This window comes from Bacteriovorax sp. BSW11_IV (assembly GCF_000447755.1).
Lineage (GTDB): Bacteria > Bdellovibrionota > Bacteriovoracia > Bacteriovoracales > Bacteriovoracaceae > BSW11-IV.
Genome location: NZ_AUNE01000010.1, coordinates 227,522 through 250,426 on the forward strand (window position 1 = coordinate 227,522; position 22,905 = coordinate 250,426).

Annotated in this window: 28 protein-coding genes; 10 read left to right on the forward strand and 18 right to left on the reverse strand. The window is 38.2% G+C overall.

Annotated features, from left to right (window positions below; genetic code table 11):
* Nucleotides 1-14: 14 nt before the first annotated feature.
* The 8 genes from M899_RS04050 (at nt 15) to M899_RS04085 (ending at nt 6,233) form a co-directional block, all read left to right on the forward strand.
* Nucleotides 15-1,082 (forward strand): acyl-CoA--6-aminopenicillanic acid acyltransferase, encoded by a 1,068-nt coding sequence (locus M899_RS04050; protein WP_021269997.1) that lies wholly within the window; start codon nt 15-17, stop codon nt 1,080-1,082.
* 28 nt (nt 1,083-1,110) lie between these two features.
* Nucleotides 1,111-2,340 (forward strand): aminotransferase family protein, encoded by a 1,230-nt coding sequence (locus M899_RS17465; protein ID WP_021269991.1) that lies wholly within the window; start codon nt 1,111-1,113, stop codon nt 2,338-2,340.
* Nucleotides 2,300-2,995, forward strand: coding sequence for a CoA transferase subunit A (locus M899_RS04060; protein ID WP_021269974.1), 696 nt, complete (start codon nt 2,300-2,302; stop codon nt 2,993-2,995). Before M899_RS17465 ends, M899_RS04060 begins: the two co-directional genes overlap by 41 nt.
* A gap of 1 nt (nt 2,996) precedes the next feature.
* The gene (locus M899_RS04065) at nt 2,997-3,602 is read left to right on the forward strand and encodes a 3-oxoacid CoA-transferase subunit B (protein WP_021270011.1); all 606 of its coding nucleotides are present in this window, start codon (nt 2,997-2,999) and stop codon (nt 3,600-3,602) included.
* A gap of 208 nt (nt 3,603-3,810) precedes the next feature.
* On the forward strand, nt 3,811-4,137 hold the full coding sequence (locus M899_RS04070) for a hypothetical protein (protein ID WP_034727714.1): 327 nt from the start codon (nt 3,811-3,813) through the stop codon (nt 4,135-4,137).
* Complete coding sequence (locus tag M899_RS04075; protein WP_021269952.1) at nt 4,130-5,335, forward strand: hypothetical protein; 1,206 nt, start codon at nt 4,130-4,132, stop codon at nt 5,333-5,335. Before M899_RS04070 ends, M899_RS04075 begins: the two co-directional genes overlap by 8 nt.
* Nucleotides 5,320-5,565 carry a hypothetical protein gene (locus M899_RS04080; RefSeq protein ID WP_021270082.1) on the forward strand — a complete coding sequence of 82 codons (246 nt, stop codon included), beginning with the start codon at nt 5,320-5,322 and terminating at the stop codon, nt 5,563-5,565. The genes M899_RS04075 and M899_RS04080 overlap by 16 nt, the downstream gene beginning before the upstream one ends.
* 71 nt (nt 5,566-5,636) lie before the next feature.
* Entirely contained in the window at nt 5,637-6,233 is a 597-nt protein-coding gene (locus M899_RS04085; protein WP_021270124.1) for an exonuclease domain-containing protein, read from the forward strand.
* Here the strand turns inward: M899_RS04085 and M899_RS17470 are convergent.
* From M899_RS17470 to rsmI, 10 genes are all read right to left on the reverse strand, one after another.
* Nucleotides 6,230-6,910 (reverse strand): M23 family metallopeptidase, encoded by a 681-nt coding sequence (locus tag M899_RS17470; protein WP_052610305.1) that lies wholly within the window; start codon nt 6,908-6,910, stop codon nt 6,230-6,232. The two genes, M899_RS04085 and M899_RS17470, sit on opposite strands and share 4 nt — an antisense overlap.
* Entirely contained in the window at nt 6,897-7,694 is a 798-nt protein-coding gene (surE, locus tag M899_RS04095) for a 5'/3'-nucleotidase SurE (protein ID WP_021270080.1), read from the reverse strand. The genes M899_RS17470 and surE overlap by 14 nt, the downstream gene beginning before the upstream one ends.
* A 37-nt stretch (nt 7,695-7,731) precedes the next feature.
* Entirely contained in the window at nt 7,732-8,400 is a 669-nt protein-coding gene (locus M899_RS04100; RefSeq protein ID WP_155897078.1) for a hypothetical protein, read from the reverse strand.
* Nucleotides 8,363-8,968, reverse strand: a complete 606-nt coding sequence (locus tag M899_RS04105; RefSeq protein WP_021270143.1) for an aminodeoxychorismate/anthranilate synthase component II — start codon at nt 8,966-8,968, stop codon at nt 8,363-8,365. Before M899_RS04105 ends, M899_RS04100 begins: the two co-directional genes overlap by 38 nt.
* Nucleotides 8,968-11,358: an LPS-assembly protein LptD gene (locus M899_RS04110; protein WP_021269995.1), complete on the reverse strand. Its 2,391-nt coding sequence runs from the start codon at nt 11,356-11,358 to the stop codon at nt 8,968-8,970. The genes M899_RS04105 and M899_RS04110 overlap by 1 nt, the downstream gene beginning before the upstream one ends.
* The gene (locus tag M899_RS04115; RefSeq protein WP_034727717.1) at nt 11,309-12,565 is read right to left on the reverse strand and encodes a bifunctional folylpolyglutamate synthase/dihydrofolate synthase; all 1,257 of its coding nucleotides are present in this window, start codon (nt 12,563-12,565) and stop codon (nt 11,309-11,311) included. Before M899_RS04115 ends, M899_RS04110 begins: the two co-directional genes overlap by 50 nt.
* Nucleotides 12,546-13,409, reverse strand: coding sequence for an acetyl-CoA carboxylase, carboxyltransferase subunit beta (accD, locus tag M899_RS04120; RefSeq protein ID WP_021270037.1), 864 nt, complete (start codon nt 13,407-13,409; stop codon nt 12,546-12,548). The genes M899_RS04115 and accD overlap by 20 nt, the downstream gene beginning before the upstream one ends.
* Before the next feature lie 93 nt (nt 13,410-13,502).
* The gene (locus M899_RS04125) at nt 13,503-14,267 is read right to left on the reverse strand and encodes a 3',5'-cyclic-nucleotide phosphodiesterase (RefSeq protein WP_021270162.1); all 765 of its coding nucleotides are present in this window, start codon (nt 14,265-14,267) and stop codon (nt 13,503-13,505) included.
* A 32-nt stretch (nt 14,268-14,299) separates the two neighbouring features.
* Nucleotides 14,300-15,421, reverse strand: a complete 1,122-nt coding sequence (locus M899_RS04130) for an HD domain-containing phosphohydrolase (RefSeq protein WP_021269947.1) — start codon at nt 15,419-15,421, stop codon at nt 14,300-14,302.
* A 79-nt stretch (nt 15,422-15,500) separates the two neighbouring features.
* Entirely contained in the window at nt 15,501-16,319 is an 819-nt protein-coding gene (gene rsmI / locus M899_RS04135) for a 16S rRNA (cytidine(1402)-2'-O)-methyltransferase (protein WP_021270113.1), read from the reverse strand.
* A gap of 147 nt (nt 16,320-16,466) precedes the next feature.
* Between rsmI and M899_RS04140 the strand changes: the two genes are divergently transcribed.
* Complete coding sequence (locus M899_RS04140; RefSeq protein WP_021270053.1) at nt 16,467-16,853, forward strand: STAS domain-containing protein; 387 nt, start codon at nt 16,467-16,469, stop codon at nt 16,851-16,853.
* Here M899_RS04140 and M899_RS04145 read toward each other — a convergent pair.
* The 7 genes from M899_RS04145 to rimM form a co-directional block, all read right to left on the reverse strand.
* Nucleotides 16,844-17,338, reverse strand: coding sequence for a hypothetical protein (locus M899_RS04145; protein ID WP_021269976.1), 495 nt, complete (start codon nt 17,336-17,338; stop codon nt 16,844-16,846). The two genes, M899_RS04140 and M899_RS04145, sit on opposite strands and share 10 nt — an antisense overlap.
* A gap of 22 nt (nt 17,339-17,360) precedes the next feature.
* Entirely contained in the window at nt 17,361-17,597 is a 237-nt protein-coding gene (locus M899_RS04150; protein WP_155897082.1) for a hypothetical protein, read from the reverse strand.
* A 49-nt stretch (nt 17,598-17,646) separates the two neighbouring features.
* Entirely contained in the window at nt 17,647-18,336 is a 690-nt protein-coding gene (locus M899_RS04155; RefSeq protein WP_021270107.1) for a ribonuclease HII, read from the reverse strand.
* A 79-nt stretch (nt 18,337-18,415) separates the two neighbouring features.
* A complete protein-coding gene (rplS, locus tag M899_RS04160; protein ID WP_021270043.1) occupies nt 18,416-18,778 on the reverse strand; it encodes a 50S ribosomal protein L19 in 363 nt (120 codons plus the stop codon).
* Nucleotides 18,779-18,844: 66 nt separating this feature from the next.
* A complete protein-coding gene (locus tag M899_RS04165; protein WP_021270052.1) occupies nt 18,845-19,423 on the reverse strand; it encodes an RNA methyltransferase in 579 nt (192 codons plus the stop codon).
* A gap of 12 nt (nt 19,424-19,435) precedes the next feature.
* The gene (gene trmD, locus M899_RS04170; protein WP_021269996.1) at nt 19,436-20,191 is read right to left on the reverse strand and encodes a tRNA (guanosine(37)-N1)-methyltransferase TrmD; all 756 of its coding nucleotides are present in this window, start codon (nt 20,189-20,191) and stop codon (nt 19,436-19,438) included.
* Complete coding sequence (gene rimM, locus M899_RS04175; protein ID WP_021270058.1) at nt 20,192-20,716, reverse strand: ribosome maturation factor RimM; 525 nt, start codon at nt 20,714-20,716, stop codon at nt 20,192-20,194. It lies immediately after the preceding gene.
* A 192-nt stretch (nt 20,717-20,908) separates the two neighbouring features.
* Here rimM and M899_RS04180 point away from each other — a divergent pair, with 192 nt between their 5' ends.
* Entirely contained in the window at nt 20,909-21,967 is a 1,059-nt protein-coding gene (locus M899_RS04180) for a porin (RefSeq protein WP_021270023.1), read from the forward strand.
* Nucleotides 21,968-22,010: 43 nt separating this feature from the next.
* On the opposite strand, the gene M899_RS04185 is transcribed toward M899_RS04180, so the two are convergent.
* Nucleotides 22,011-22,844 (reverse strand): hypothetical protein, encoded by an 834-nt coding sequence (locus M899_RS04185; RefSeq protein ID WP_021270075.1) that lies wholly within the window; start codon nt 22,842-22,844, stop codon nt 22,011-22,013.
* Between the last annotated feature and the right edge of the window lie 61 nt (nt 22,845-22,905).

Below are 22,905 nucleotides of genomic sequence, written 5' to 3' on the forward strand. Positions count from 1 at the left end.
AAAAGAGTAGCATTATGACAGATTTAAATTTCCCTCATATAATCTATAAAGATGGTGCCTCATTCAAAGAATGGGGCCTTCATCATGGAAAGAGTTTCAAAGGGGCCATTGCTGAGCTTGCGGCCATAAGAAAAGATCTGATGTTAAAGAAAAACCCTTCTTTAAAATCAAAACTCTCCGAGCTTGCTATGGAACAATTTAACTGTACTAAGCTCTTTGCTCCTCATCTAGCACAAGAACTTGAAGGGATTGCCCAAGGGGCCGAAGTCGATCTCGTTGATATAGTAATCCTCAATAATTATACCGATTTTCGTGATATCGAGCTACCAGAAGAAGGATGCTCAACAATTCACCTCCATTCACAAAACCAACAAGTCTCAGGACAAACTTGGGATATGCATCAAAGTGCTAAGAATTATCTGTGCACCATCGAAATTCCAGCAAGTAAAGAAGGACCGAAAATGCACGTCCTCTCTCTTGTTGGTTGCTTAGGTCTCATGGGGGTCAGTGATACAGGTCTTTTTATTGGCGTTAATAATATTAATACAGAAAACGCTCGTGCAGGTCTCATATGGCCCGCACTTGTTCGTCGCACTCTTGAGCATCCATGCTTTAATAGTATGAGAGAAACACTAGTAAACGCCCCTGTAACCTCAGGTCACAACTATCTCATTAGTAGTGTTGGGCAAAGTGAGCACTGGGAAATTGCCCCAAGTGCAAAGGCCATGGTTGGAAAAACCAATGATTCTTCATTGGGCAAGACATTTCATACTAATCATTGCCTAGGTGATGAACTTAAACTAATCGAACAAAAAACGGCTCAAAGTTCAACGACATTTAACCGATATTCTTTGTTAGAAAAAAAGATTGGCCAATGTGAGACTTATGAAGATTTAATTAATCTCCTAGGGGATCATGATGGCCATCCAAAATCAATTTGTTCGCACTTTGCATCAGGGGCCCAAGACCCATCCATGACTTGTGGAGGTGGAGTTTACGACCATTTGACAAAAAGGTTGTTTTTTTGGCGCGGCTGCAAGGTGTATGATGATAACTACGAAGAAAGAGAGCTAACTTTCTAGCTCCTCTTCCCAAGCTAAGGAGTTCGCTATGGGAAATCGTCCATTCTTTATTACTTGGCAATCCCAAGACTCCGATCATTTTTTCCAATACGAAAAGGCAAATGGAGCGACTTTTATTTTAAAAGACGGTAAAAAAATTATGGATCTCTCGTCCATAAGTTATCACGCGGCCTTTGGCTCAAATAACCCTGAAATTATCAAGGCCATCGCCAAGCAATCGGTTCGCTTTAGCGTTTCAAATCCAAAAGCAATGTTCTCTTTAAAAGACGAAGTTTCATTCGAACTTCTTGAACATCTAAAAAAGAAAACGGGAAAAATCCTCTACACGGTCTCTGGGGCAGAATCTGTAGAGAATGCTTTGAAACTGGCCCGCTATACAACGAAGAAAAAAATTATTCTCGCCAGAGAGCGCTCTTATCACGGGGCCAGTCTTGGAGCTCTCTCTGTGACAGGAGATTGGCGCAATAAGGCCCATGCGACTCCAAAAGATTGGACAGTTCGCATACCTGAACCCAGTGAACCTAATGCCATAGAAAAAACCAGGGCCATTATCAAAAAAGTTGGTCCAGATAAAATTGCGGCCTTTTGTCTCGAAACAATCACTGGTGGTAATGGTGTGATCATTGCCAGCAAAGAATGGTGGCAAGGTATCCAAAAAATTTGCGATGAATATGGAATACTTCTTATTCTAGATGAAGTCGTTTGTGGTTTTGGAAGAACAGGAAAAAACTTTGGTTTTCACCACTACCCTATAAAACCCGATATGGTTTGCATGGCCAAGGCCATTACAGGTGGGCATATTCCGTTTGGTGCTGTTTGGGTTAGTGAGAAAATTTCTAAGACTTTTGACCATGAAGTTTTTAGCTTCGGTCTAACAAATTACGCTCACCCGCTAGGTCTTGCTGCAACAAAAAAAGTCCTACAAATCCTAGAAAGGCCAAAATTTAAGCAACATTTAAAGGCCCTAGAAATTGTCTTTAAAAAATATATGAAAAGCTTTGCTAAATTCCAATGTGTAAAAGAAGTCAGACAAGTTGGTCTTCTTGCTGCCGTTGAGTTAAAAGAAAAAGACGACTACTTTTTTAAATTACTAAAAAAAGAAATATTCGTATCACAAATTGGGAATTCATTTATTTTCTGCCCCGCCTACATCTTGTCACCAAAACAATTGGAGCTAGGGCTTAAAAAGTTTGAATCACTTCTTATGGAGATTGAACATGAGTTCAAAGGTATACAAAAACGCAACAGAAGCGCTTAAAGATATTCACAACGGGGCCAGCATCATGAGTGGTGGCTTTGGACTGTGTGGAATTCCTGAAAATAGTATCGATGCCCTTACAAAAATGGATATCAAAGACCTCACTGTTATTTCCAATAATATTGGAAACTCAGGGCGTGGACTTGTTAAAATTCTGATCCAAGACAAAATTAAAAAGGCGTACTGTTCATATGTTGGAGGAAATCCTGATCTTGAAACAAGAATTATGAACAAAGAAATCGATATTGAACTCGTCCCCCAAGGGACATTCTCAGAGCGAATTAGGGCCGCTGGTTTGGGTATTAGGGCCTTCTATACACCGACCGGTTATGGAACTGTAGTTGCTGACGGAAAAGAAGTTAAACACTTCGACAGACCCTGTATTCTTGAAGAGGCCTTACATGCGGACTTTGCAATCATCAAAGCGCAAAAAGGCGATACTTTTGGAAATCTTTGGTTCAAAGAAACGGCGAGAAACTTCTCCCCTCTCATGGCCATGGCCGCAAAGACAACAATCGTTGAAGTAGAGCAGCTTGTAGAAGTTGGCGAGCTTGCAGCTGAGGATATACATCTTCCAGGCATATTTGTTCAGAGAATTTATCAAGGAACAAATTATAAAAACGACATCGAATTTTTAAAAGTTCAAGAGGATTAATATGAGCTGGACCAACGAGCAAATTGCCGACAAAGTTCTTGAATATATCAATGACTTCACAAGTGTGAATTTAGGTATCGGTCTTCCAACAATGGTGGCCGAAAGAATTCCAGAAGATAAAGGTTTATGGGTTCATTCTGAAAATGGCGTCTTAGGCGTAAAAGGAAGACCTACAAAAGACTCTGTTAGCCCGACACTTATCAATGCAGGAAAAGAGACAGTCTCGATTCAAAAAGGGGCCTCTTTCTTTGATAGTTCATTGAGTTTTGGAATGATTCGCGGTGGCCATATCGACTACTGCATCCTAGGAGGAATGGAAGTTGATAGCGAAGGCTCTTTGGCCAATTGGATGATTCCTGGAAAGAAATTGACAGGCATGGGCGGTGCCATGGACCTTGTACACGGCGCCAAGCAGGTCTATGTGATGATGAACCACTTCAACAAAGATGGACAATCTAAACTTGTTCCAAAGTGTACTTTGCCCCTAACTGGTTTTGGTGTTGTCAGTCTTGTTTTTACTGATCAAGGTGTGTTCAGACCGTCTGGTAATGGTTTTGAAGTGCTAGAGCTTGCGGATAAATCAAAAACAAAAGAAGAGCTTTTCTAGAAATAAAAAAGGGAGCCCTGCATTGCTCCCTTCTTTCGGCTTCCTGCCTGTCGTCAACAACTTCCTGTCGTTCACAGTTTTATTATAGCCACAAAATTAATTTCCTGCACAAAAAAAAACACATGGAAACTTTTTCCACCATAGGGGCAGACATGAATTGACGTAAGTCATTTGGCCAATTAAAATTTTAAAAAAAGGTTTTAAAAAGATGATCAATTTACTCTGGAAATTACACCGCGTTTTATTTCCTAATTCCTATAAACTTCACAGCTTTACGTACTATATCCCTGCACCACCAATGCGCAAGTCGGGCTATAGAGAAACGGAGTTTGATCAAAACCTCTTTCAATTTATTAATCAAGGTCACGACTTAGTTGATATAAAGCCTCAATCAAATCCAGGTGTCGATCAATCTGGTTTATGGGTTCTTGTGCTCGTGCGCGACAGAAGACCAAACCAAAGGCCACCTGTGTTTAACGATTTTGATCAAAAAGAAAGTGAAACTATTGAAGGACTTTATCAAATTCATGACTAAATTTTTAATTTCCATTCTTGTTCTTAGTTTTTTGTCCTCATGTGCTCTCATTGTTGAAGCAGACAAAGGACAAGAAGACATCGTTTTAAAAGAAAAAAGCAAAAATGACTTTATGTGCGACCAAAATCATAAATCCCAATTGCTCACACAAACAAATGAAAGTGATGAATTACTCTCAAAATTAAAGTTAAAAAATAAACTAACAAGTACTGAGAGTTTTGTCGTTCTAGTACTTGCTGAAATGCTCTACTCTCCCTATATTTTTTCACCTGATGCTAAAATGCAAATTCTTGAAATTGAAGGCGATAAAAGAAGCCACGCTTTCTATAATGGTGAAAGTAATCTTATCTGGACATTAAACGACATTCTAAAAAATGATAAGAAGTCCCGTTCACTCTATGCGCTAGCGACACTAGTTGAAAAATCTGCTCCAGACAGAATTTCCATATCTGATCGTTTTTCAACTTTTCTTCAAGAATACAAAGATAAACTCTATCAAATTCCGAGTTACAAAAAATATTATTTCAGAGCAGGACAAATCCTTAAAGAAAATGAAACCATTCCAAAAGTTAACCTGGCTTCATTAGTCTCAAAGTATTTATCAAAAAAAGTAAAACCAGAAGTTCAACATTATCTTTTTGACTACAAAACGGACAAGGATAATTACAAATGTAACTTTGATCTCAATATTTACGATAACTCTATCTACATGGTCTCAGACACAACAAGAGTCTTTCGCGGCCAAATCGGTCTACAAGATGGAAAAAAGGCCCTTTATGCGACAATCTCTTTCACTCCGCAATTAGACTCAGACAGAAGTGATTTTCTCTTCTATAGCTCTAAAAAAGTGACCCCAAGTGGATTGTGCTTCAATACAAATAATAACAATGTTTTTATGTCCTCCAAAGGCCCAGACCCAGGTCAACTCCTTCATAAACATATTGTTAAAATGACAAATGTTCATAATGAACAAGATCTCGAAAGGGCCCTTACCGCTCCACGATTTCTAATTCTTGTTCCTCCTAAAAGGCTTGTTCTTGAGACCAAAAGAACAAAAATTGAAGAACTAGAATACTTACAGGGCCTCAATATGCCTATCTACCACACTGACAATATTGGAAATATCTGGGGTTCTTATGACAACAGACTCTTCAAAGATTTCCGCTCTCGCGATCAATTAAAATGCAGTTCATTGTAAAAGGTAAGGCCTCAGGAAAAATAGTTAAGTCTCTCGAAATCACACGTGATGATTTTGAGCTAAACCTCATGGACTTTTTACTGCGAAACTCCATTCCAGTGGCCTCTTCTTGTGCAGGAGTTGGAATTTGTAAAAAATGCACAACAGCATCTGGCCTCTTGAGCTGCTCTTTGGCCCTTTATGATTACATCAATCTCTTTGGTGCGACCATAGAATTTGATTATCTTTAGCCTCTGTATTATTGTGTTTTCTTTTGGCCATATTTTGGGGATAATAAAGAAAATAGACAAAGGTTATAATCATGCGCTACCTCTCATTTGACATCGAGGCCACAGGTCTTAGAGAAAAAGATCTTATTATCGAATTTGCTTGTATTCCATTTGATAGTCACACAAAAATTTTAGAAGAAGGAATGTCAAAACACTTTTATGTGCAATGTCCATCATTCCAAAGCCTAAGAGATGATCTTGATCCATGGGTTGTAGAGCACAATGAGGGGCTAATCAGAAAGGCCCATAAAGATGGTGTCACTCTTGAAGTATTCAAAGAACAACTTGAAAACTATCTGACCTCATCAATGATGAAAGAATACTTTCAAAATAAGAGAATTACTCTTTTTGGTAAATCAATGAATGCCATCGATCTTCCCTTTCTTAACCGCGATCTAGGTTGGGAATTTATGAGAAAGCATTTCAACCACAGAGTTCTTGATTTAACTTGTATCACATATGGTCTTATTGATATGAAAACAATTCCACCAGAGTGTGAGTCTGGATCAGAACTAATGAAATATCTAGGAATGGGTCAAGTTGCCCATACTGCTTTAGAGGACGCAAGAAATACGGCCCTTATGTACCTAAAGCTTCTAAGAAAAGTTGCCCAGCAAAATAATTCTTAATTTCTTCCCAAGGCAACAGCAGGGTTCAACGCCTTGCTGTTGTGACGGATTTCAAAATGCAGGTGATTACCTGTCGAACGACCAGTACTTCCAACGTGACCAATAACTTGTCCTTGGAAAACCTTTTGACCTTTGTAAGTTAAATTCTTATCAGCATGGCCATAGACAGTGAAAAAACCATCTTCATGTGCAACAACTGTTAAATTCCCGTAACCACCAAGCTCACGACCAGAGTAAACGACCACACCATCTGCAGCGGATACAAAATGTGCCCCTTTACGAGCAGCAATATCGATCCCTTCGTGCTTACGGCCCCAGCGATGACCAAAATTTGAACTGATTCTTTTTGAACTAGGAACTGGCCATACGAATTGACCACTCGCTAAATAGAGATTTGTATTTTCTTCATTAGCACTTTCAAAAGAAGCTGGTGAACGATTGCCACGAGTATTGGCGATAATTCCACGCTTTAGAGGTACAAAAACCCATTCTCCGGCCTTGAAAGTCTTACCTGGGTTAAACTCTTGCAGCTTAAGGGGAGAAACGTTTAGCTCTTTGCTTAAACTCTCTAAATTGTCTTCATTAGTAAGTTGAATATGGTGCCCACTGTTCATGTGAGCACAAGAGGCCAACAGACTAATAGAAAAAATAATTGTAATTAGCTTAAGTGTTCTCAATTCCCTTAGACCCTGAGTTAAGTAGTTTATCAATTAAGTCAGATAATTTACCTACTTCTTCGGTCGGATTTACAGAAAAGTTGAGTGGAGTGATCGAGATTTTTCCCTTATCTACGGCATTACAGTCACTTCCGTCTGTTTGGCAATGTCCTTTATAGACGCCACCAATCCAAAAGTACGGGCGATCTTTGAAATCTCGTCTTTCTTTTATCTCTTCCGAGTAAAAACGAAATCCAAGGGCCGTAATCTCATGGCCTTTAATCTCGTTTTCAGGAAGATCGGGAACGTTGATATTAATGAGATCATACTTACCCATGTATTTGTGAATTCCCATCAATACGAGCTCTCGCACAAAATTGGCAGCGCTTTTATAATGGATATTGTCTTTGTGATGGGCAAAGTAATCGATATCGGTACTCACAGATATAGCAGCAATTCCCCTAAAGGCAGCTTCTCTAGCAGCGGCAACAGTTCCAGAATAATAAATATCTTGTCCCAAATTGGCACCGCGATTTATTCCAGAAATGACAAGATCAGGCTTTTCTTTTAAGACATGGGCAATACCCATAAGAGCACAATCGGCCGGGTAGCCAGATAGGCCATAGAAGTTCTCTTTTACTTTTTCAAGTCTAAGAGGTTGATCAAGTGTGAGAGTGTGTCCAGTTGTCGATCTTTCTTGTAGTGGTGCCACCACTGTAACATTGGCGATATCTTTAAGGGCGTCGTAAAGGGCCTGAATCCCTTCAGCATAAACGCCGTCATCATTACACAATAAAATATTCATAATCACTCCGCATTTTTAATGCATGAGTGATCACAAATTAAAGAGCATTTGTAAAGTTTTTTAAGGATTCAAGGGAACTTTGCAACTTATTTTGATCAACATTTCTGTAACAAATTTCAACATTTGAATTAACTGGCACAGAAATAACATTAAAATCAAAATACTCTGCAAGTGTAGGCATCACATTTGATGTCCAGTCCAATTTTAAGATTAATTGCCCATTGCGTTTTAATAAAACATCATGGGTCAAACGGTAAAAATTTTGAACAAAGGAAGTAAGAATATTTTTATTATGAGCGTCTTCTATATCGGAATAATTTAAAACGATACCTTTTAAAAGCGGTGATTTGAAAACAGAGATATCACTACATTGAACATTATAATGCCAAATAAAGGGCCTCGAAAATTGCTCATAGTATTCACATTTTTGATTATCTGAAAATTCTAAACTTACTGGCCCTGAGTAAATTGCATCCAATTTTTGAAGAGTATCTTTGATCATAAAATCAGGTTCGTTCTCGTATTGGATAGAAAATGGAAGCGTAGAATTTTTAAGAACAGTAATAAAATCTAAAAAAAGATATTGCTGAATGAAGTTGAAACTTCTTGGCCTAAAATCAAACGTTAAGGCCGTATTGGCCTTTGTCTGTAGTAGCTGAATAGTTTTTTTATCGTAAAGGCCTTCTAGCCTCATTACCCTTTTCATCATTTTTATTATACAAAAAATATTCTATCGCATAAAAAAAACTTTTCGGGCAAGATGTACCCACGGATTCAGGGTGAAACTGGCATGAATAAAGGCCAGGGGCCGTGGCGAGCATAATTTCACCACTGCTATTTTTTACAGTTTTGATATGAGAAGCTACTGATTTTACACATAATGAATTATATCTTTGCACATAGGCCTTTTTTCCAAATACAGTTCTGGAAAAGATCCCCGACCAATTCGGTATTTTCAATTTTTCAACTTGACCATGAATTGGTGATTTACATTTAACAATCTTGGCCCCATTTGCGAGCATCAACAGCTGATGACCAAGACATAGGCCCATGAAAAAAAGATCGGCCCGACCTAAATTCTCATTAATAAATTGAATGGCCTTTGGATACTGATTGGGATGCCCAGGACCTGGACCTAGCAGATAAACTCCGCTTTGGACTTCTAGTTGATCTAATTGTGTATGGGCAATGATTTTATGTTCAATGCCCATGGACGCAAGAATTGCACCAATATTGAAAGTAAAACTGTCATTGAAATCAATTATAGTAACCATTATTTTTGAAAGGAAACAAAGTTTCCTGAATTATAGTTAAATAAAAAATTAAATGAGATATCTTTTTGAATTTCATCTGTAGAGTATCTCACTTCCATTTTCCAACAGTTGTTATTAGGAGAATAGATCACACCATAAGTTGATTTCTCAAAGCTCTCTGTTTCAAGATTGTATTTACGATCAATTGAAAACTCGAAAAGATCCGTTGGTCTTAACCAAGCATTTAAGTTCATGTACTTATTGATCGGTCTCGCATTTGAATCATAATTAAAAGAAAACGCGTACCCAAAAATTGATAACGTTTGACCAACAGAGAAGTTGAATACGTGTTCTTGATTGTCATGAAAATAATATTCATTAGCGGCAAATCCAAAACTTCCAAGAGATAAACCAGTGGCAAGATGGAGTCTTGTTAAGCGCTGACTCGTACTGGCCCCCTCTGGAGCATTTAAATCAAGACCTTGAGAAATATTAAAATAAGCAATTCGTGAGTATGAAAAATTATCACGCAAGTATTTTTCATTTTCAAAAGGATTAAATTTATTAGGAACTTTTTTAATAAGAGAATTATTCCATTGAAGCTCTATTGTATTGCTAAGAGGTATATCTGTTTTAGAAGTGGCCTGGGACTTTTCAAACTCTTCTTCTCTTAGAGAATCAATACTATCAAAGTGACCAATCCCATCATCGGCACGAATTTGATTTAGAAAATCTTGATTTCCAGTATTTCCTTTATCGGCAAGTTGATAGTGCTTAAGCTTAAAAATTTGAGTATGCCTGTAAGCGTTGTTAATAACTTCCACTTGATCTTCAGTAAAATCTGCACGAATAACTGGAATTTTACCTATAAGATTTCCGTCAGTGACGTCTTCACTTTCTTTTTGAGGCAATTGAGTTTTACTTTTCTTAAAATCAATTTCAGAATAACTCACGCTGTCTCGAAAAGACACGCCATAGATTTTTTCCAATTCTAAACTCATTTCAGATTCTAAAAGCACAGCACTTTTTCTGAAAGTTCGCTCTCCTTGTTTTTCATAAGGAAAGTAATACCCTTGGTAATCATAAGTCGCTGAAGTGGCTATTTTAAAAGGACCAACATGCCCCATATGCCAATCGATACGAGGTTTAGCATTTAAACGTCTCGCATTTCTAATATAATTGCCTTCACTTAAATGATTTTGCTTAAACATGGAAAAATCAGAGTTCATGCTAAAAGTCAGGCGATTTAGTAGTGGGATATCAGAATAAAAAAGCTCTAGTTGACCAATATCAAAATTAACTCTTGGTAAAACTTGAACATAGCGGTGATCAAATCCCTTAGGATTTTCAAAGAGGAGATTTCGTCTGAAGTAAGACTCAACGCCAAGATTAAAAAAATCTTGTCTATAATCAAAGAAACCTTCAATCCCGGTATCACTGCCGCGAATTTTGCTTTCATTGAATTTCTGGTAATCGCGAACCATATCAAGATCACTCATTCCACTTACATATAGGTGATGAGTGAGATTGTTTGTAGGATTTAAATGCTGTTCGTACTCAGAAAAATGACGAAATTTAGTCGTCTTAGTTTCATCAAAAGTAAGCTTTCCCGGTTGCCAAATATTGTCAAACGATCCCTGCGAGTCTAGTTCAAACCATGATTTTTCACCAAGCGCCTGGCGGTATTGGAACTCTCCCCCCTTACCTCTTCTTCCATATAAGGCCGGTGAAATTGTCATATCGCTCGATTCACTAATGGCCCAGAAAAACGGCTGCTTAAAAAGCACAGACTCTTCGTAATTGAAACTTATGGAAGGAAAAAGAAGTCCAGTTTCACGCTCTTTCTTTATTGGTAAAACAATATAAGGAACATACATAACAATGACGCCATTGACTTTTATGTAAGCACCCTTGATACGAATATACTCTCCAAGAGTAATCTTTACATCACTACCTAGAATCGACCATGACTCTGGACAGTCACGACAAGTTGTATATTCTGCGTCGGTACCTTCAATATTATTCTCATCGATTCTCGCAATATACTTTCCGAGAACAGTGTAATTATCAGATAGTACTCTTGCATTATGAACGGCCATTTTTTTATCACGAAAGTCATAATCAATTCGCGAACCATACATGGTCATTGTGGCACTGACGTAGCGAACATTTCCGATGACAGTGGCCTTGCCGGCCTTAAATTCAACAATGGCCCTCTCCCCATAAAGAGCATCTTGACCGTAAGTAATAATAACGTTACCCACCGCTTCAAAGCGGTCATTTTTGGCCGATCGATAGGCCTTATCCGAGAGAATTTGAACTTTCTCTCCTAATTGAATTTCAAAAGATTCGCGGGCAAAGCTATTTAATGAAAAAGTGAGAGTGAGAAAGAATAAAACGCTGAACTTCACCAATGAAGTAGTAAGATCCGGCCACGTAAATATTAGTTCTCTTTTTAAGAGGTTTTTCAAGTAAGTATTCCTTCCAATCAGCACACCAATGCATCTTGCTCTCGAAGTGATTCTTGGCCCAGATTCTTTGCAGATCTTTGCTCGCTGATTTGAAGTGTTCAAAAGTTGAAACATGAATTTGTTCAAAAACAGATGTCTCACGCCAGACATTCAAACAATCTTCAATATCTTTATCACTTCTTTTGGAAAATGACAGGAGAAGCTCACTATCCGATTCAGGATTTTTAGCTAAGAGTAAATCTCTCATTTTTCTCATGCCGTCCAAATTATGTGCACCTACAAAGATAAAGGAAATATTCCCTCTTGTCATCTTTTCAAAGCGCCCTTTCATTGGGATTTGGGCCTCAATTTCAAGGGAGAAATCCTCACCTGTGACAAGATTGGCCACATACTTTGCAAGCGTCAAATTACGTTTTCTATAATCATCTTGAATGACGAGATTACCATTTGCAAAAAGATCAATCCAATTGACGTTTTTCTCGCGTGACAATTCGCCACAATAGTTGCGAAGAGTGCTCGATTCTAGGGCCGTTACGAGAGGCCTATTTGCTCTTGAAATTCCAAATTTCTCAAAAAGTATTTTCTTTAGACCACGCCCAAGAATTTCTTCATGATCACGAGAAATGCTAGTAATGGCGCAAACATTGGCATCAAAAATATTAACAGCATCAAAGCGACCGCCAAGACCAACTTCAAAGAGAATAATGTCAACATCGGCCTTTTGGGCCAAACGACAAAAAATGAGAAACAAAAACTCATAATAACTCAGCTTGTTTTCACCAATATGGGCAAAGGCCCATACAAAACTTTGCTCAAGCTCATCGTAACTAACAGGCCCGCCAGGTAATAAAAAGCGTTCGCGAACTGATAATATGTGAGGAGAAGTCCACAATGCGACTTTTTTTCCCGCTCGTGTGAGCATATCGTAGAGCACATAACAAGTTTCACCCTTACCGTTGGTGCCACCTACAGTCACAATTTTCTTTTGCTTAAAGTCTTCTTGAAAACAAGAAAAGAAGGGTTGCAAACGATCAAGACCCGGTTTAAAAGTCTCGTGACCAAGCTTTTCTATAAGCCCAGTCACGAGTATTTCTTCACGCGAGTGATCGAATGTTTGATTGATTATATTACTTAGATTTAGACTCATTACCGAACATTTCGATGAAAAACGACAGTTCACTTTTTAGTTTATGACGGTGAACTATGCGATCAACGAAACCATGCTCAAGCAGAAATTCTGAGCGCTGAAATCCATCAGGAAGTTTTTGACGAATTGATTGTTCAATAACTCTTGGTCCCGCAAAACCGATAAGCGCTTTAGGTTCAGCGATATTCACATCACCTAGCATTGCAAAGCTTGCAGCAACTCCACCAGTAGTAGGATCAGTTAAAACTGAAATATAAGGGATACCAGCATTTTTCAAACGTTGTCTTGCAGCACTTGTTTTTCCCATTTGCATTAGAGAAAGAATCCCCTCTTGCATGCGGGCCCCACCAGAACAAGAAATAACAATACATGGAATTTTTCTCTTATAGGCTTCATCCATGGCCATGGCCACTTTCTCACCAGTAACAACACCCATTGAACCACCCATAAATTGGAAGTTCATCACAGTGATGGCCACTTCTTTACCGTTGATCTTACCAAGACCACAGAAAGTTCCATCTACAAGTCCTGTTTTATCATAGGCCTCTTGAAGACGATCAGAGTATGGTTTTTTATCTGTAAAATTTAGTGGATCTGTTGTTGTTAATTTATCACCAAGTGAAACAAAAGTTCCTTCGTCAAGAAGATGAGAAATTCTGCTTACAGCATCTAAACGAAAGTGATGGTCACAATAAGGACACACTTGAACGCTTTCTTCTAATCTATCACTTTGAACGATTTCGTTGCAGTTCGTGCATTTTTTCCACAAACCAGTTGGTGTATTTGTCGCTACTTTTTTTACGCTTTTTAATTTTGGGTTTTGGACTTTATTAAACCAAGTCATTGCCGTGCCCCTTTGATAGTCATTTTTTAAGTGATTATCATGGTTAATCCAAGGGGATTAGACAAGTAAAAGATTAGCGAAATTTCTCGTTTTTTAGAACATGTAACTCGTATCGTCAGAACTTAGGACCGTAATACGATCTGTTCCAATGGCGTGAATCTCTTTAACGAGTAAATCTTGGAAATTTGGCTTCAAATGCCCCAGAAAAATAGGGACCATGGGAGGCATCTTCTTAAGTTCTTCACTCATAGTACTTGGGGTATGGTGCTGGCTATCTATGGCCACCTGAATCAAATTATTAGGAAAAGAAACCTCTGTGAAGATTCCCTTAAGGTTTTTCTTTTCTTTTGCCACTTCCCAAATTCGTTCTGTGGGCCCAGTGTCTTGAGTAAAAACGAGAGCACAATCACCTTTTTCAATAATAAAACCTAGTGCCCCTTCTTGATGGTTCACTGGTACAGGAGTAATCGTATACTCTCCTAGCTTGAAAACTTCTTCAGGTCTGATTTCATGAAAGCGCATTGTGGGATTTTTTCGGCTTGGAAGCTTTGAAAAATCAGGCCAAATAGCATCATTGAAAAGATGGGTCATGATATTGTGCTTGATTGGACCGTTGGTCCACACTTCAAACGGCGTTCCTCTCATACCAAAACAATTGTCGGCCAAGAAGGCAAGGTCAGAAATATGGTCTAGATGGGAATGGGATATAAGAATATTGTCAATCTTCACTTGCTCGCTAATGTGCACACCACTGGCCACTGAACCAGCATCAATTAAAAGCTTTCCATCTATAAGATAACTAGTTGCTCTAAATCCTGGCGAGACCCCACCGTGTCCCCCAATAATTCGTACTAACATTAACCATCCTTATTTGTATCAATAAGAATATTTTAACTCGCTTTTCTTTGTGATACTAGAGTGGAATCTTTGTACATTCGAGATTTTTTAAACCAGCGCTCAAAGGCCGCCACAACGGCCGTATCAAATTGAGTTCCCGAATATTTTAAAATTTCTTCATAAGCTACCATTGGCGGCAATCCCTTGCGATAAGGTCTAGTGCTAATCATGGCATCAAAGGTATCGGCCACTGAAATGATACTGGCGATAACAGGGATTTCCCCATCTTTTAGACCAAAAGGATAACCTTTACCATCTGGTCTTTCATGATGAAAGCGCATGCCATCCACGACATTTTCAAGGCCTTCAATCTTTTTTAGGATTTCATGACCTAAGGCCGGATGACTTTTCATGATTTCAAATTCGCTATCAGTTAACGGTGCTCGTTTTTTTAAAATACTATCTTCAATACCGATTTTACCGATATCATGAAGAACTGACGCCAAAAGAAGATCATTCATTTCATTAAAATTGAGCTCCATCTCCTTGCCAATCATCTCAGCAAAATGTCTCACACGTTTTGTGTGACCACCAGTATAAGCATCTTTTTTTCCGATAGCATCGGCCAAAGACTCTACCACTTGAATGAACATTCGTTGCTGTTTTTCAAAAAGAAGGGCATTTAAAAGAGTTGTCGTTAGCTCATTTGCAATGGCCTCTGAAAAATGAACATCTTCTTCGTCAAAGCCACCCTTATTACTGTTAATCGCCTCAACAACACCTATAAGCTCCCCTTTGGATACAAGGGGAAAGAGTAAAATATTTTTTGGTTTCAAAGATTTTACAAGATCACTTTCGCGTTTTTTCCTAATGTCCATTTTGACATTATTAATTGAGAGTGTCGCCAAGTAATGGGCACAGGCGCCCACAAAACTATGTTCATCAATAGCAAAACGGACTTCTTCGATATTGTGATCAATTTGATAGCGATAAACAACTTCTTGTAATTTTTCTTCTTTGCGATAAAGAAGGACCTTCTCGCAATCGAGAAGTTTAGCGATACTTGTACATGCCTTTTTTTGAATTTGTTTAATATCCAATGAAGACGATGTTAATTGTCCTAATTTAATTAGTTCTTCGTATCTTTCAATTTTTTTTTGTAAATCGCTAACCATATCAATCCCAAAATCATAGTGTTCAACTAGATTCCTATCGGATTGATACGTTTAGCTCTTTAGAACATGAGTTTTTTGATCAGATTAATTCATTATAAATATCTGACGATTTCTCTTCGAGAATTTCTGCCAAAAGTTTTGATAGGTTTTTTGTAGATCTTTTTTCGCGCAAGTACTGATTGGCAAGATCTTTGAGTTTTTGGTTTTCAGCTTTTGTTGGAACGTGCTCTTTACCCACATAAAAAAGCAGAACAAATTCACCTTTGTAATTAATATTTTCGTTTTTAAACTCACTTGCCTTAAAGCGGTGAACCGTCTCATAAGTTTTTGTAAGCTCTCTTCCCACGGCCACATCCCCTTGTGGATGAACGCCTGCTAAAATCTCTAAACTCTCTTCCATGCGATAGGGAGATTCAAAGAAAATATGGGTCCCAACTTGTGAGAGTTGCTCTGTAAAATACTCTCTTCTGCCCTTACTATCTTTTGGTAGAAAACCATGAAAATGAAAGGGATGCGGTGGCAGACCACTTAATTCAAGGGCACACGTTACTGCACTAATTCCCGAGTTGGCCTCAATTTTTACACCCTCTTGTAAACATACGCGAATCAAAGGGAAAGCAGGATCAGAAATAACTGGAGAACCAGCATCAGATACAATGCAAAGTCTTTGACCACGTTTAATTTTATCTACAATACGAGCAATTTTATCTTCAGAGTGATCGTGGAATGAATCGATATTTTTTGACTTACTATCAATGCCGTAATGATTTAGAAGCTTACTTAGATTTCTCGTATCTTCGGCCAAAAAATGATTCTCTTCCTTAAGAGTTTCAAGGGCCCTTTTTGTAATATCTTCACTATTTCCAATTGGTAGAGTTATTAATACTAATTTGCTCAACTTTAATCCTTCGCTAAAAAAAATAAGTATTTAAATATTTTACTCCTCTTCACAGGCCCCGTCAGCAAGGAGATCAAAAAGTTCCCGGTTCCCTCAGATAACACCAAGTGTTAACATAAGGATTGCTAACTACGCCAAGGAGATGACATGTCTATGAAAGCAAGAATGAGAACAGATGCAACGGGAAATATCACTGTCCATATGGAAGGTGGTCTCGATTATGAAAACACAATCCCACTTAGAAAAGAGTTGGATGACCTTGTTGCAGAAAACCCAACTTCGACGATCACACTTGATCTTCATTCATTAGACTTTGTTGGATCCTCTGGTATTGGCTTCTTTGTTGAGACAATTCGCTCTCTAAATAAGAACAAAGAACAAATTAAATTATCAAATGTTAAAAGTGAATTTTTGAAAGTTTTTAAACTTTATGATTTTGATGCTATGGAGCTGATGATCAGCGAGTTTGATAACGACGATACCGAAGAACTCAACACTATCTTCGGAAATCGTCGCAACACTTTTCAAAACTGAATATTTAACAGCTCAAATCCAATCTTCTGGTCAGAGTGGTCTTGTTTATTCAAGGCCACTTTTACACTACTCGAAAAATCTTCATTCATTTTAAGTTCATGCATTAAAAGCCCCTGATTATTCCCACCATCTTGGAAATAGCCTTGAGGAGCATTTTCATAAGGATTCACTTCAGCTGGAGCATCCGGATAATACTCTCCGCCCCCTTGCTGATATCCACGTTTTTTCATGGCGTGAGTCATCACAACATAGCCACCAAAAATAAGGCCAGCATATAATCCCAGTGACGCACCAATGGCCACAGAGCGACCTTTAGTACCAAAGGCCAATGAGGCCGTCCCAAGAAGCGCACCACCAACAGTCCCGTAAGCGGCCATAGCACCCAATGCCTTAAGCTTTGGATCCACTTCAGCGCGCGCGGCCGGTGATGAGAGTAGAAAAGTTAATGACAAAAATAGTGGTAAAAAAATCTGACGTATTTTCATAAAGATAGGATAGTCAATCGATTCAAATAATGCAACTTTCTTCGCTTAGCACTTTTAGTTTTACCGAAGCTTTAAATAAAAGTCCCAAAAAATGCGATGAATGCAACAACCTCCGTCTTTGCCACAAAGCAACATTAGAAGAAGACTTCACTTCGTAAACATTTACACATAGGCCATCATTATTTTTAACTAACCCCACAAGATCAACTTGACCCATTTCTCGCTCACGTAGAAATAGCGGTGATACTAATACCGCCATTTGCTTACTATGAACAAGTCGTGACATTTTTTTTTCAAGATGTTTTCCCTTACGCGAAGGATACAAACTCTTTGACACCTTTGAAGGTCTTTCTGTGAATCGGAGATACTCCGAGATTTTTAATGGCCTCTTTATGGGCCTTTGTGGGATAGCCTGCATGTTTTTCTAATCCATAACCTGGATATTTTTTTCCAAGCTCTTTCATTAAATCATCTCGGTAATCTTTTGCGATAATCGAGGCCAAACCTATAAGAGCAGACTTTGAATCCCCCTTCACAATAGCATGGGCACGAGTATTTTTCGCAAGGCCTTTTGGCAACTTATTACCATCAATTAAGAAAGCGCATTCTTTATTTTTAACATTTAAAAACTCAAAGGCCTCTTTCATAGAAAGAAGAGATGCATTCAGAATATTTATTTCATCAATTTTCTGTGCTGAAATCTCTTGTATATAATAAGAGAAAGAAAAATTTTCACCACTAACATGAACAATTTTTTTCGCTTTCAACTTATCGATAGAAAGGTTCTTTAAAATTTCTTTTCTTTTTTTCTCACTTAATTTTTTTGAATCATTAACACCTTTGTCGCGCAATTGTTGTAAAAAAGAATTTAGCTCTTCAAATGGTCCATTGACCACAACACAACAACTCACAACAGGACCAGCAAGTGGACCACGTCCCACTTCATCGCTTGCCGCGATCAAAGCATCATTAGTTTTTATAAATTCAAATTCAATCATGGGCGTACTTTAATACGAAAAATGGCAAAAAAAAAGGCCCAACATGTTGGGCCTCATTTTTTTTAAATCTTTTTGAGAATTACTTTCTATCGTAATCGATAGCAATTCTTGCAGACTTACCAGATCTATCTCTAAGGTAGTAAAGCTTAGCTCTTTTTGTCTTACCTCTTTGAACGATCTCGATTTTCTCTACGTTTGGTGAGTGGAATGGGAAAACCCTTTCAACACCCATACCAGAAGAGATTTTTCTCACTCTGAAGTGTCCGCTGATCGCGTTCGGCTCTTTAAGTGCAATAACTACACCTTGGAAAATCTGAACACGTGATTTCTCACCTTCTTTAATTCTAGCGTGAACAGCAATTGTGTCCCCAGCTCTAAATTCAGGAAAGTTTTCAACGTTCTTGCTCTTGTACTGACTGTTTACTACGTCAATCAAATTCATCTGTAACTCCAACAGTTAACTATTGATCTCTCAGAGGACCGGCACCGTGCCGTTCTTAAGCAGACCTTATTTCATGGATTCAGAGGCGCGCGCCAAGCGATCTAAATAGATAGCTACGGCCGATCTTACAGAAAGGTGATTATAACCATCTTCAGCGATCCCAAAAATAGGATCAAGGAAGAAGTCAGCCTTCTCTAAAACCTGTGCATGAAGTCCCCATCCTGTACCAAATACCAGAAAACATGGTGCACTGTCAATCTTCATTTTTTCACGCAGGTCAGCAGAATCTCCGCTAAACTCTTTAAAATTGGCACCAGTTACCGCCAAAATTGGCTTTTTCCCCTCAATTCTCTCGATTTCCGCCATGGCATCTTCAACTGAATTGATGACTTTTGCAATGGCAAGGGCATCTTGCCTATCAGGGTTATAAGCTGCGGCCTTATCCTCTTCCCAATGTCCTAAAATTTTATTTACAAGGTCATGTTGTGCCTGAAGAGGAGTCACAATAAAATATTTTTTCACTCCAAAAGTGCGAGAGCTTCTGGCGATGTCATGAATATCAAGGTTCGTAACAGAAGTTGTTACTTTTTCACCAACTTTATTACGAATGGGATGGTGAACAAGACCAAGATACAAATTGCTCATGAATGAATCCTTCTATTTTTTGCCCTGATCTTTGTATTTTTCATAAAGATCGGGTCTAAATTTTTTAGTAAAATATTCTTTTTCTTTCTGTCTGTGAAGTTCAATATTCTTATGATGACCACTTAATAAAACTTCGGGAACTTTTTTTCCGTCGAATTCCATTGGTCTTGTGTATTGAGCATGCTCCAAAAGTCCATCTTCAAATGAATCAAGATTTGCACTCTCATTATTTCCAAGAACGCCTTTAGAAAAGCGCATGGCCGAATCAATAATGGCCATAACAGGAATTTCACCGCCGGTTAGTACAAAGTCTCCAAGACAAATCGTCTCATCGACATATTCCTCAAGAAACCTCTCATCGATTCCTTCGTAACGGCCACAAATAAAAACTAAATCTTTTGTCTTATTCTCACCAAGATAACGGCCGGCCAAATCTTTACAGTATTCATTATTCCACACCTTGCCGCGAGGCCCTGTGTAGATGACATGCAATTTATCTTTGAAATTCTCCCCATATTGCCCAGGACCAACAATACCTTCCATAAGAGCATTTTTTAAAACATCAGCTCTCATGACCATACCTGGTCCACCACCATAAGGAGCATCATCAACACCCTTATGACCCTTTGGAGAATAATCACGCAACAAAACAGTGTGAAGCTCTATGCCTTCGCCTCTCATTCCTTGTAACGCCTGTCCTGCAACCCCCACATCTTTGAGTGGAGCGAAGTATTCGGGAAATAGTGTAATGATCCAAATGCGACTCAATTAAATCACCTCAGGAACAACAACCCAAATTTTTCCAGCTTCCACATCAACATCAGGTACAAAGTGCTCTACAAATGGAACCTCAAATGGTTTTTTACCAGAGATTACAAGAATAATTTGAACAGAGTTCTCATAATATTTACTTATGCGACCTAAATGGACTTCCGTTTCATATTCATAAACTTCAAGCCCAATCAAATCTGAGATATAATATTCATCATCGTCGGCCTCAGGAAACTCTGAGCGATCAATACAAATCTTAAAAGGAATCATCGCTTCAACTTTATTGCGATCGGCGATTCCTTTAAATTCAGCAATTGTCTTATTACCGACTGAAATTTTTTGGATTTCAACCACTTCACCCTCTTTGTCGATACAACTTTTTTCACTTAAAGGGTAAAGAGTCAGTTTCATTCCAGCTTCTAATATACTTTCATCTCCACTTTCTAGATGTAGACTAAAAGCGCCTTTAATACCGTGAGGCTTAGCACACGTTCCTAATTCAATTAATTTATTTTCTTTCATGACGCATTTTTAAACTCAAATGAAATAGAGGTCAAGAGAAGATAAGTGGTCGAAAACAATTACAATAGGAATAGAAAACTAAATTTTAGTTAAGATCTCGTTAAACTAGCAAAAAAAACTTTGCAAATTCATTTTGCTTACTTAGCATATTTATAACTACTAACCTTATTCACACACTCAAAGGATGAGAAAATGAAAAAAGTACTTCTTACAAGTGCTGCTGTACTTGCTGTTCCAGCTCTAGTTAACGCTGAAATGACAATGAGTGCACCAACAATCTACGGAAAGATCAATAAGTCTTTCGCTTACACTGACCAAGATGTAAAAACTCGCAAGTCAACAACTGGCGTTAGAGATGTAGACAACTCTGAAACTAGACTTGGAGCAAAAGGCGAAGTTGCTGTTTCTGAAGCAGTTAAAGCTAACTACGCTCTTGAAATCGGCTTCAACTCAACTGAAAGCGGTTCAAGCAGAATCAGAATGAGACTTGCTCAAGGTTCATTCATGACAAAATTAGGAACTGTGACTTTCGGTCAAACATACACTCCTTCATCTGCTAAGGCACTTACTCTTGACCCTCTATCAAACACAATTTTAGGTGTTGCTAATGCTGACCAAGCTAAAATTCTTGGAAACATTGTTGGTGCAGGTAAAAAAGGTGGTCTAGGTGCAATTTATAGAAGCCGTGTTGACCTACTTTCTTACACGACTCCAGTTTTTGGTGGTCTGACTTATACAATTTCTTCAGACAAATCAAATAAAATGGCAAACGATTCAACTGATACAAATAACTACGGTCCAGAGACTTTCGAGCACATGGTAGACTTCAACCACACAATGGGTGACATGAAACTAAATGTATTCGTAAACTACCAAACAACTTCTTCATATAGCACAAAAGATGACACTGTTCTTTTCTACGGTGCTAAACTTAGCATGAACGCTTTTGACTTCGCAGTATCGATGACTAGCGAAGAAGTAGAGGCCAACAACACTAAAACTGAAGTTGAGAGAATGATCGGAGCTGTTACTTACAAAATGAATGCACACAAAGTTGCTTTCACTTACCAAACAGCTGAACAGAAAAAATCTAACGAAACAACTCAAATGGCCCTTGGTTACAAGTACGCTCTTGATAAGAATATCGAGCTTAGAGGTCTAGTTGGGACTTATGAATTCAAAGACAAAGTTACATCAACAAATAAAAATGATGCAACTATCTTTGGTCTAGGGACTGAAATTAAATTCTAATTTTTTGTTCAAACAAAAAAGGCCCTCGAAAGAGGGCCTTTGTTTATCTCGCAATATATAATTGCCCAATATTTTCTTCTATAATCTTTCCATCAATTGGCGTCGCTCTATACCAACCGACTTTTCCTCTTTCTCCCCAGTTTCCTGCACCTGATTGCCAATAATGAGCGCCAGTAATTCCCAGCATTCTATCTCTTTCAGTTTCATTACTTTGAAAATGAGGATACGCCTTACCTGTGGCCACGACGCTTTGACAACCTGTCACCTCTGCAATTGTCTTGGCAAATAAAGTTGAAATATTGCAGGCATAAAATTGAATCAAACATCGATTACAAAAACGAATCGATCCTTCTTTAATTTTTTGTTTTAAATCACCTCTAACATCAGTAGTTCCAAGTTTAGAAATTAGGCCATCAGGTCTTGTTTCCTTAGTGGCATAAATTCCATTATATCCTTTTGAACCAGAAAGCCCATGAACCTCTCCAGGCCTTTCTGAACTCCAACCATGTGATACAGATGTAACTTTTGGAATACAACCATAACGAGAAGTGTACTCCTCCATTCCCTTAAGAAGATCCTTTCCATTTTTCCAAGGTCTATAATACTGAATACCTTTTAAAATATTTCTAAAGACAGGCTCATCCTGATTGGTTTTTTTAATAAGACCAATTCCTTTTTTGTTATTCGAAAAATAAGTCACCTCATCTTCTTCATAACTTTGTATGCCTAAAGACTCATCAAATTCTCTAAGATAATCCTCTGCTAATTCACTCACAGAAACTTCTGTGGGAAAACGATCACCATGACCACGACTATAAATTTGATCTATAGAAGCAAATGAATTTGCTGTAATCAAAAGCACAATAAGATATTTCATAGAATCCCCTTTGTTCTTAAAAGGACTTTTACAGCAGCTACAAAATAAATCTACATGAGTT